General features: G+C 32.2%; 13 protein-coding genes. 7 read left to right on the top strand and 6 right to left on the bottom strand.

Annotation, left to right across the window (positions count from 1 at the left end; all coding sequences use genetic code 11):
* Positions 1-3: 3 nt before the first annotated feature.
* Positions 4-123, top strand: coding sequence for a T9SS type A sorting domain-containing protein (locus CHU92_RS16255; protein WP_207759842.1), 120 nt, complete (start codon positions 4-6; stop codon positions 121-123).
* A gap of 960 nt (positions 124-1,083) precedes the next feature.
* Here CHU92_RS16255 and CHU92_RS10960 read toward each other — a convergent pair.
* The 6 genes from CHU92_RS10960 to CHU92_RS10935 form a co-directional block, all read right to left on the bottom strand.
* Complete coding sequence (locus tag CHU92_RS10960) at positions 1,084-1,266, bottom strand: hypothetical protein (protein WP_094415509.1); 183 nt, start codon at positions 1,264-1,266, stop codon at positions 1,084-1,086.
* Between the two features lie 92 nt (positions 1,267-1,358).
* Positions 1,359-1,793 carry a JAB domain-containing protein gene (locus CHU92_RS10955; RefSeq protein WP_094415507.1) on the bottom strand — a complete coding sequence of 145 codons (435 nt, stop codon included), beginning with the start codon at positions 1,791-1,793 and terminating at the stop codon, positions 1,359-1,361.
* Between the two features lie 78 nt (positions 1,794-1,871).
* The gene (locus CHU92_RS10950; RefSeq protein ID WP_094415505.1) at positions 1,872-2,267 is read right to left on the bottom strand and encodes a hypothetical protein; all 396 of its coding nucleotides are present in this window, start codon (positions 2,265-2,267) and stop codon (positions 1,872-1,874) included.
* 294 nt (positions 2,268-2,561) lie between these two features.
* Positions 2,562-3,710: a DUF3871 family protein gene (locus CHU92_RS10945; RefSeq protein WP_094415503.1), complete on the bottom strand. Its 1,149-nt coding sequence runs from the start codon at positions 3,708-3,710 to the stop codon at positions 2,562-2,564.
* Entirely contained in the window at positions 3,688-4,554 is an 867-nt protein-coding gene (locus CHU92_RS10940) for an AAA family ATPase (protein WP_094415501.1), read from the bottom strand. Before CHU92_RS10940 ends, CHU92_RS10945 begins: the two co-directional genes overlap by 23 nt.
* Before the next feature lie 113 nt (positions 4,555-4,667).
* Positions 4,668-5,840: a YfjI family protein gene (locus CHU92_RS10935; RefSeq protein WP_262494647.1), complete on the bottom strand. Its 1,173-nt coding sequence runs from the start codon at positions 5,838-5,840 to the stop codon at positions 4,668-4,670.
* Between the two features lie 40 nt (positions 5,841-5,880).
* On the opposite strand from CHU92_RS10935, the gene CHU92_RS10930 reads away from it, so the two are divergent.
* The 6 genes from CHU92_RS10930 (at position 5,881) to CHU92_RS10910 (ending at position 8,514) form a co-directional block, all read left to right on the top strand.
* Positions 5,881-6,318: a DUF2846 domain-containing protein gene (locus CHU92_RS10930; protein WP_094415497.1), complete on the top strand. Its 438-nt coding sequence runs from the start codon at positions 5,881-5,883 to the stop codon at positions 6,316-6,318.
* Positions 6,319-6,363: 45 nt separating this feature from the next.
* Entirely contained in the window at positions 6,364-6,780 is a 417-nt protein-coding gene (locus tag CHU92_RS10925; protein WP_094415495.1) for a hypothetical protein, read from the top strand.
* 256 nt (positions 6,781-7,036) lie between these two features.
* Complete coding sequence (locus tag CHU92_RS10920) at positions 7,037-7,333, top strand: hypothetical protein (protein ID WP_094415493.1); 297 nt, start codon at positions 7,037-7,039, stop codon at positions 7,331-7,333.
* A 20-nt stretch (positions 7,334-7,353) separates the two neighbouring features.
* Entirely contained in the window at positions 7,354-7,569 is a 216-nt protein-coding gene (locus tag CHU92_RS15585; protein WP_129583065.1) for a hypothetical protein, read from the top strand.
* 24 nt (positions 7,570-7,593) lie between these two features.
* Positions 7,594-8,160 (top strand): DUF6252 family protein, encoded by a 567-nt coding sequence (locus CHU92_RS10915; RefSeq protein ID WP_243389592.1) that lies wholly within the window; start codon positions 7,594-7,596, stop codon positions 8,158-8,160.
* 6 nt (positions 8,161-8,166) lie between these two features.
* The gene (locus CHU92_RS10910) at positions 8,167-8,514 is read left to right on the top strand and encodes a hypothetical protein (protein WP_207759841.1); all 348 of its coding nucleotides are present in this window, start codon (positions 8,167-8,169) and stop codon (positions 8,512-8,514) included.
* Positions 8,515-8,982 lie beyond the last annotated feature (468 nt).

Below are 8,982 nucleotides of genomic sequence, written 5' to 3'. Positions count from 1 at the left end.
GCCATCATCAGCCGGGTTCAGGGCAATGATAGTATTGCTGTGGAAAACCTTCCCAGGGGGATCTACATAGTCGAAATCCTCACGGAAAAGGAAAAAATTTACAAAAAAATCTTAAAAGAATAAAAGTCTATTTCAAAGGTTAACCTCATGAAAAAATTATTACCCATATTAGCCCTACTCATCGGTGTAACTGGCAACGCGCAGTGCCCGCCCCCGACAGATTTAACCTACGAAACAGTAAGCAATCCCAATGATGTTATATTTAGTTGGACTGAGAATGGAGATGCAACTACCTGGGAAATTACAGTCGTTCCTGACTTTACGTTAAATACATCATGGCCAGTTAACGGTACTTATATATCTCCTACGACTTCCTTTGTTATTGCTTCCGCACCAATTACATCAGGATGTCATGTTTATTTTGTACGTTCAATATGTTCCTCAACAGAACAGAGTTCCTGGGTAGGAATAGGCACTTCATATTGCTCAGCTGAAATTCAAGGCTACCTGGCAACGCTGTCTAATCAGGATTTTAAGGCAGAAAACAATGCAGTACAACTGTTTCCCAACCCCGCACAAAACAGTATCCGCATAGCAGGTAGAGCAAAAATTGAGGCAGTNTTGTAAAAAATCCCGTTTATCACTTCTTCTAAGGGGACTCTCACCTGAAAACCTCTTTTTGCTAAGGGTAAATAAGGAACAATTTCTCTTTTTATTATATCTTTGTCAAGTACACTGTACATAAGGGTTGATTTTGAAATAATTATGTTTTGCAACACAAATTTCGTCAACCCTTTTTTATTTAACAAATAAGTTTAAACCACTTCATATTTTAAGTTTATTAAAACATATCAAATTATGTACCATATTTTGCAACTAAAAAATACATTTTGGCTATTTGTTAGTTAACAGCCTAATTGCTTGGGAAATAGTATCTAGGGCAATAGAAGTATTCAAATTGCTTGATAAAACAAGTCCATTTTTCAACTTTTGGCTATATTATTATATCTTGGAATTTTAGTTAAGATTTAATTTATACCTTTTTCATTGATATTTAAACTCCAGTACACTTATACAATTAATTTACATTTCTTGAAATTTATCCAACTCTACTTCGAGTATGACAACTTCAGTATTATTTGTATAGCAATTATTATCTTTTGCATATTGATTAGCTAAATTAAAACTACTAAACACTCCCAAAAATATTCTGCTGAATTTAGATTTGTGCAAATCTGTTTCAAATAGTACATATACAGTTTTCATTAATTTAAAATTTAAAAATTACTACCATTAGAGAGAAATTAATATAAGTTTTAGAATATTGCAGAAGTTGCAGAAACTGCAATATTTGCAATTTATAAAGTACCCTCATCTGCAAAGCTGTAATACCCAAACTTGGATATAATTAAATGGTCTAGTAAATACACCTCAAGCAAATTACAAGCTTCTTTTAACTTTTTTGTAATAGCTTTATCAGGTTCACTTGGAACTAACTTACCACTTGGATGATTGTGTACTAAAATAATGGCTGATGCGTTGCATTTTAAAGCCACACCTAAAATAATTCTAATATCTACTACTGTTCCTGATATACCACCCTTAGACATCTCATAGATGCCTAATACAATATTTGCTCTATTGAGCAATATTACTTTCATTTGTTCCTGATACTCCAAAATATCTAAATCCCAATGCTTCATAATCACTTCAAATATCTTTTGGCTATTTGTAACTTGAACTCTATCAGGATTAGTATTTGAATAGGAAACTTTAATTTCAGCTACTTCCATAGGAATAGAAAATAAAAAACTCGTCCACAAATGATACTACCCTTAATAGAGCTATATCAAAAATGGACGAGTTAAATTTTACATTACAAATTCTTCTTTGTGATGCCCATTACTTGAAAAAGTATTTTCCTCAGCTAGAAGCCTTTGAATAGATTTGTCTTCTTTAGATATTGTAGCTTCTTCTTGTGTATAAACATATCTGTAGCTTAACATCATTACCTCTCCTGAGTCTTTATTTACATACTCATAAGGCTCACATTCTTGTTTTACTACATTACCTGGCATTTCAGTACCAATAAGAGCTTTACAAGTTTGCTCATCAAATGTTGATGAAATAAATGCTTTTTTAGCAGTTGCATAAAACTGATTAGAGGTTTGGCTTTTTACCATTTCAATACCTCCCGAAATTTCTAAAACAAAGAATTCTCTGCCATCCTCTGCTTGTCTTTTTTTGTAGTCAATAATTCGTACCATTGATTTAATTTTTTTGAGTTGAACTTTGCCAAACTTTAAACACACCTCTGAACTTAAAAAATTACAACTATCACCTTGAATTTATGTAAGCTAAAATTTAGAATGAAAAAAATATGGCACAAGAAATCTTTTCTTGCTCCAAATAAGTGGGGGTATTTAGTGGGATTTAGAAGTGGCGGGGGTGTTTTGTGCGGAAGCTTGTATGTGTGTAAAATAGTTGGAGCTAAATTTTTTACCAAAAAATTATTTCAGTTAAAAACAAAACCCAACCCCAATTAAGGGATTGGGTTCTTCTCAACTCAAAAACCAATGATAGTTAGAGCTACCATTTAGTGTTTTTAACAAGCTATTTGAAAAGTCAAAGGCATTTACATTTCTATCCAAAAAAGTGTCAATATAGCTTGATTTATTGGCTTGAGTAAAGAGATTATATACATTCCATAGGTTGATATCCCCATTTTCATTTCTGCTGAAACTAGCATCTTCGTAATAGTCTTTTGCAATGGTATTAAGCTGACCATCATTGAAGTTTAGTACTGGAATATTTAGTTTGTCTTTTTTAGGCAAGTGCTGATATAATCTTGTTCTGCCCAATAATTGAGCAAATTGATGTTCTGTAAGTGAGTGTTCAGAAAGTTGCTTCATTTGTGCTAATTGCTTTTCTGCATTAAAATTGTACAACACATCTAAAATCTTGCTTTGTAATTCTTGATACGAACTTACACGCATTTCCTCCACAAATCCATCACTTGATACAGCTAGGTTAGAACATACTTTCACTTGGAAGCCAATAAAAAACTTGAACTTTTCAATAGTCTTTTTGTTGTATAGGTTCTCTAAATTATAGCTTCTTACTCCACCAATACAAAGGGCAATTTCATTACCATTAATTGTATCAACAATACTAGGTATTCTAATAATGAATGCCATTCTTTCAAAGTATTGTGTTCTTTCGTGGTCAAGCAAATCTTTAGCTTGTTTATTTATGGCACTTGGGACCCTGCCCTTAATTTGATGGCTTACACGCACTTCTGGAACATCTACTTGATGATGTGGAAATACTTTTGAAATACAATTTTCAGCTATTTCAATAAACTCATTATGAGAAATTGTACGTTCATTATCCTTGCTAAAAACTGGTATAATACAATCACTTTTTAAGGTATGCAAACTAATTTCTGAAGTGTTAGCTTCAATAAATGGTTTGGGTATAAATAAGCTTGTTTCTGTAGGTTTTGAAGTGCTTTCTACAGCAATAAGCTCATTAATCTTGCTAGGTAGCATAACCTCATTATCTATATCAATATTTTCACTTTTAGGATAATTCAATATAGTTTTAGTACCATTCGGATTTACTCTTTGTAATACCAATGTTGCTTCTGTAGTACTACCATTATTCTCTATTATGGTAGTAGAATTGTCAGTGATGAGTTGTGTGTCCATTTGTTGAAAATGATTTAGGGTTTAACAATAATTCTTTTGAGTTGATGGTATCTTTTTGAAGTTTGAAATCATACTCTAAAAGCTCTCTCCAATTGCTGTATTGATTGTACAAAACTTTCAATTCCTCAACTGTTTTAGTTGCTTTAATTTTCTCTCTAGCATCTTGTAAGTTAGTACCAGAACTACACCATTTAAGAATTTTAACCCCTGTTTCTCTTGATATTTTGAATTCAATTAGATTTTTAAAGATTCCTGTTCTGTCCTTGCTAGCAATTGCAAAATGTTTAATATCTATATCAAACACAATAGTGAATTCATAATCCAAGCCATCCTTTTGAACTGCTTTCAATCCAACTTTTTCAGGAATGAATTTACCATCTTTCTGATTTAGTACATAATCTTGTTTAGTTCTCATAGTAGCAATTACGTGAGCATCACATTGTAATATTTTATCTGTAAATGCTTTTTGAAGAGGTGTGATTTTTGCCCAATTCGTGAATGAGTTTCCTGCTAGGCTTGAATGATAATCTAATAAGTAATCCCAACAATGTGAGGTGCTATCAATAATGATTACTTCCATACCTGCTTTTTCACATACATCAATAGCTTTAATGTAGTTGTCAGGAGTAAATGGTGGTGCTAATGTAAGTACATTATAATCTCCTAAATGAGCGTATAAATCAGCACTTCCATTTTCTGTGTCAATAATGGCAATTTTGGTAAAATCTCCATTAGTTAAACCTTGAGCAAGTAGTAAACTTGAATAAGTTTTACCTGAACCTGCTGAACCTTGAAGAGCCATTTTTATCTTGGCTTTCTTCCTTTCTGAATGTCTTAGTTGCATAAAATTTAATCTTTAAAATGGTTAATATTGAAATGAAAAAAGCGAATACCTTTTATGATATTCGCCTTTATATATTTTCTGCAAACTTTGCAGATATTGCAAATTCTGCAATTTTAGTTTATTTGATTTTTTTGATAAACTCCATGACTAACCTTTTGAATTACTTTTTTTCTTTCCCATTTTTTCAAAGTTTCATCATAAGTTCTCTCAGGAAATCCTAACACTACAGCTATTTCCAAACCTTCTCCTCTTTTAAAATTTTCGGGCAATCTACTTAATAAGTTTCTTTCGGACATGGTTAATTGGATTGATTTTTTATCGTATTTATCAAAAATATTTAAGGAATGCTCTATTAATATTTTTAACAATTCTAAACTCGAAATTACATCTTCATCTCTAGCATATATTATTCTATTGTTTTCAGAAATATTTTCCTTATTTCTCATAATACTCAATATCATTATTATTCTAAAAGTCATATTTCCTAATCTTCTTACAACAGGCATAAAATCTAATTTATTAGTTGCTTGAATTATTCCATCAGCTAAAATCATCTTTTCTTGAAATAAATCCCATTGACTATCATGCATTCTTACTTCAACTTTTGGAATGGTTTTTAATTTATTATACAATCTTTTAATTCCAAAAGATTCATTTCCGAATATCTCATCATAACTTATAGTTTGATTTCTAGGAGATACATCTTTCCAACTGCTTACTTCATCAAAATAGTAATAAATAAATCTACTGAACAATCCATTTTCTCTTGAATCAATTAATGGTTTAACTTGATTTGGTGTCCCAGATACAACAACAGATAATTTTGGATTTTTTATTTCATATAATCTATCTCCTGTTTGCCTACTTATTGAAACTGTTTCATGATGGTAACATTTTCTTAATAAATCTGAAAAATCGCCCCAATCTTGTTTCAACATATTTGATAATGAATCAGCTTCTGTTTCAAATATTAACAAGCTATCATCAGAGTTTTCGAGATGGTCATAAATTTTTGAGGAGCTTGTATTACCTGGTATTATTTTTAGTTGAACTCTTGGTTCTTCTAAAAATTGATTGGATTGAGAATTCCTTCTATACTCAACAATCTTTCTTTTACTTTCACTAACTAAATTTTCATGAATTGGGTCTATCAATTTTTTTGACCAACTCATTACTCCCTTTCCCGATGCTGGCGGTGCAATTACAAAAACATTTAAATTGGGATGATTAATTCTAGAATCATAAATCCCATAAACATTCGGCAAACATGCACTTATTACACCAATTGAGGAACAATAAAAATTAAATATTAAAACTCAAACTAAAATGAAAAAATCAATTTTATTAGCACTGATTAGTTTGCTAATTCTATCCTGTGCTTCAACAAAACAATACAAAAAATTTACAGATAAAGAACCTGTACCTATAGAGAAAGCAAGAATCTATTTAGTTAGAACAGGAAATTTTGGAGGTTTTGTAAAATTTAATACTTTTTTAAATTCTATAGATAATCAAGTTGGTGTAGTTGGTCCAAAAAGTTTTTTGTGCTTTGATGTGCCTGTTGGAGAACAAAAAATCATTGTTAAGGCTGAAACTGAAAGGTTTTATACTATAAATGCCCAAGCTGGCAAAACATATTATTTGAGATTAGTACCAAAAATGGGAGTAAATTATGCTAGAGTAAACTTTGAATTGCTCTCAAATGATGAAGGAATTGAAGAAGTCAAAAGGCTAAAATCTCCAAAAATGTATTACACCGAATAGAATTTAACCACCAATAACAAGGTGGTTTTTTTATACCCAAAAGTTATGAAACAATTAAATATACCTTTCAAGTTAGGTATGCAATATGATAATTGGGAGTTTGATTTGGAAGTTACAAAGGATAGAATAGAGGATTGTGATAGTTACATTTATATGGGTAAAAAGTTTAATAAATTTCTGAACTATAGTAAATATAAAACTGAACTAATTTTCAACCTTGATGTTTTAGAAGCAGTTTTAATTTCATTTGAAAACTCAAATTCAGATTACAATGAATTATCTGAAATAGTAAACTTAAAATTAAATTGCTTTTCAGAAACTTTAGAAAACAATGAAGTTAAAATTTGTAGATTTGTAACTAAATCAAATGAAGTTTGGATTCTAGAAACTACATCAAACTTATATTTATTAGTATCTAATATCAAGTATTCACTGGATATTATTAATTCTCTATTATGCTAGTAGAAATTAATTTAAGGTATACTTTTAGGTTTCAAAAAAAGTTATATATTTGCCACATCAAAAATATAGTGGCTTACACTCAAAGCATTCGAGCCCAGGTGGGACCACAATAAAAAAATGAAGCACTTACAGCAATGTAGGTGCTTTTTTTATACTACTTCATCAAAACATTTTGCTTTTATTCCTGTTAATTAAAAGTTAAAATCCATTTATTATCAATCATTTAACTACCTTTTGGAAATGAAAAAAACTTATTATGAAACCATCGCTACTCACCCTCCTTTTATCATTGACCCTGCTGTGCTGCAATAACGATGACATCAACCGCCCCGTGGCCGAAATTGACAAACTGCCACCCGCCACGCAAACAGGCGCCAATACATTTGGTGCTTTATTAGATGGAGAAGCTTTTATCCCAAGATTTGTCGTAAACCCTATTCAATGTAACTACCAACTCATTAATGGTGAACGATATTTTTTTGTAACTGGTAGATTTGAAGAACAAGAAAATTTCAACTTAATTTCTCTCTCTCTACGAATGCTAAAAATATAGAAGAAGGGCAAACTTATGAATTGATAACAGAAGCTGTCGGAAACGCCACAGGAATTTTTGGTTATAATGGAGATTTGTTCTTTACAAACTCGAATGAAACTGGTCAAATGACAATTACTCATCTTGATTTAGATAATCAAACTGTTTCCGGAACTTTTTGGTTTGATGTAATTGATCAAAATGGAGACTTAAGACAGATTTGTGAAGGCCGTTTTGACATGCAATTCACTCAATAAAATAAACATAAAACCAAATCAATCATGAAAAAAACATTTTATTACCTATTACTTTTGTTCCCCCTTTGGGGGTTAGGGGGCCTTTTAGTAAGCTGCAATAATGATGACAACAACTCGCAAAACCCAATTGACCTATTACCACCGATGACAACCACCGGAGAAAACACCATAGGTTGTTTAGTAAATGGAGAACCCTTTACCGATAGCGGATTGATGAATAATTTTTATCAGTTTGTAAATGGCGAATATTTCCTCGCAATTAATATGCAAAGAGGATTTTCTAATGATTTTGAAGATGCGAGTATAAGCATAAGAAGGATTGAAGTGCATGAAGGTGAAACTTATATTTTAAATAATAATTCTATTCAAAATGATTTTACGGGAGGCTCAGCAGGCTATGTTTTTTCTAATAGTATTGAATCTGGTGAATTTGAAACTAATCAAAATTATTTCGGGTCAATAACTTTTACTCGATTTGATACTCAAAATCAAATCATGTCTGGCACTTTCGAGTTTCAAGCTGAAGAAATTACAACAGGAGAAATCATAAATATCACTAACGGTCGGTTCGATTTAACTTTTACAAACTAAACAATCATGAAAAGCTTTTTAACATTAATAATACTATGTTTTTGTACGTTTCAAATAGATGCGCAAAATATAATTTTTACACAAAATATTACTGCAAGTAGAGCTTTTGACGGTGTTTTTGGTTCTGCAACCTTGCAAATTGATGATGCTGGAAATGATGGAATGATAACCAGACCGCTTATTGTTGCCGAAGGTTTTGAAAGTGGTCTGCTTGGCGTTGAAAATCCTTTTGGTGAACAAGATATTAGAACATTTTCAAGAAGTGTAAACATTTCAGAATCTACAGATTTAGAAGATTTCTTAACAGGCGGTACAGACATTACTACAGGCGACCAAGATTATGATATTATCTAGATTTGCCCTGGCTCCATCTGCCCTGTGCTTCAGAAACTGATGCCTCACCATTTACATCTGTAGCTATATTAGTAGAAAGGAACGAGTAGCTGAACTTACCGTTCTCTTCCGTTTGCGGAAAGCTGTTGGGTAAGCTCCTTTTTTTATGCCCTGGCCTAACAATATTACAACGAAAAACATCATTATAGCCATGGTTGCTGGTGGCTTTGTCTGGAGCAGGCTACACATTGCACTCTTGCAGCGGCATGGTCCTGCTGTCAGCTATATCTCCCCGCCGCGAAAGCAGGCGGCGCGGAGGATGCCGCTTCCATCAGGGCTAAGCCCGGCAGCCGGTGCTTACCTGCCATCTTTGGTGAGGTCCTGCTTTTTCTCAAACTCAGTCAAAATTTGTTGCCGCAACTACTTTCTCACTTTTGGCAATAAGTAATCCTTTGAGCCGTATGAACAAAAAAAACAGCCCCGGGATAG

The sequence above is a fragment of the Flavobacterium cyanobacteriorum genome, from assembly GCF_002251835.1.
Classification (GTDB): domain Bacteria; phylum Bacteroidota; class Bacteroidia; order Flavobacteriales; family Flavobacteriaceae; genus Flavobacterium; species Flavobacterium cyanobacteriorum.
Note: the sequence above shows the minus strand (reverse complement) of the source record. Positions and strands in the feature narration are given on the sequence as shown.

Coding starts and splice junctions, on each gene's coding strand:
- CHU92_RS10920 (WP_094415493.1), top strand. CDS start 7,037: ATGAAACCATCGCTACTCACCCTCCTTTTATCATTGACCCTGCTGTGC.
- CHU92_RS10945 (WP_094415503.1), bottom strand. CDS start 3,710: ATGGACACACAACTCATCACTGACAATTCTACTACCATAATAGAGAAT.
- CHU92_RS10910 (WP_207759841.1), top strand. CDS start 8,167: ATGAAAAGCTTTTTAACATTAATAATACTATGTTTTTGTACGTTTCAA.
- CHU92_RS10950 (WP_094415505.1), bottom strand. CDS start 2,267: ATGGTACGAATTATTGACTACAAAAAAAGACAAGCAGAGGATGGCAGA.
- CHU92_RS10960 (WP_094415509.1), bottom strand. CDS start 1,266: ATGAAAACTGTATATGTACTATTTGAAACAGATTTGCACAAATCTAAA.
- CHU92_RS10915 (WP_243389592.1), top strand. CDS start 7,594: ATGAAAAAAACATTTTATTACCTATTACTTTTGTTCCCCCTTTGGGGG.
- CHU92_RS10955 (WP_094415507.1), bottom strand. CDS start 1,793: ATGGAAGTAGCTGAAATTAAAGTTTCCTATTCAAATACTAATCCTGAT.
- CHU92_RS10940 (WP_094415501.1), bottom strand. CDS start 4,554: ATGCAACTAAGACATTCAGAAAGGAAGAAAGCCAAGATAAAAATGGCT.
- CHU92_RS10930 (WP_094415497.1), top strand. CDS start 5,881: ATGAAAAAATCAATTTTATTAGCACTGATTAGTTTGCTAATTCTATCC.
- CHU92_RS10925 (WP_094415495.1), top strand. CDS start 6,364: ATGAAACAATTAAATATACCTTTCAAGTTAGGTATGCAATATGATAAT.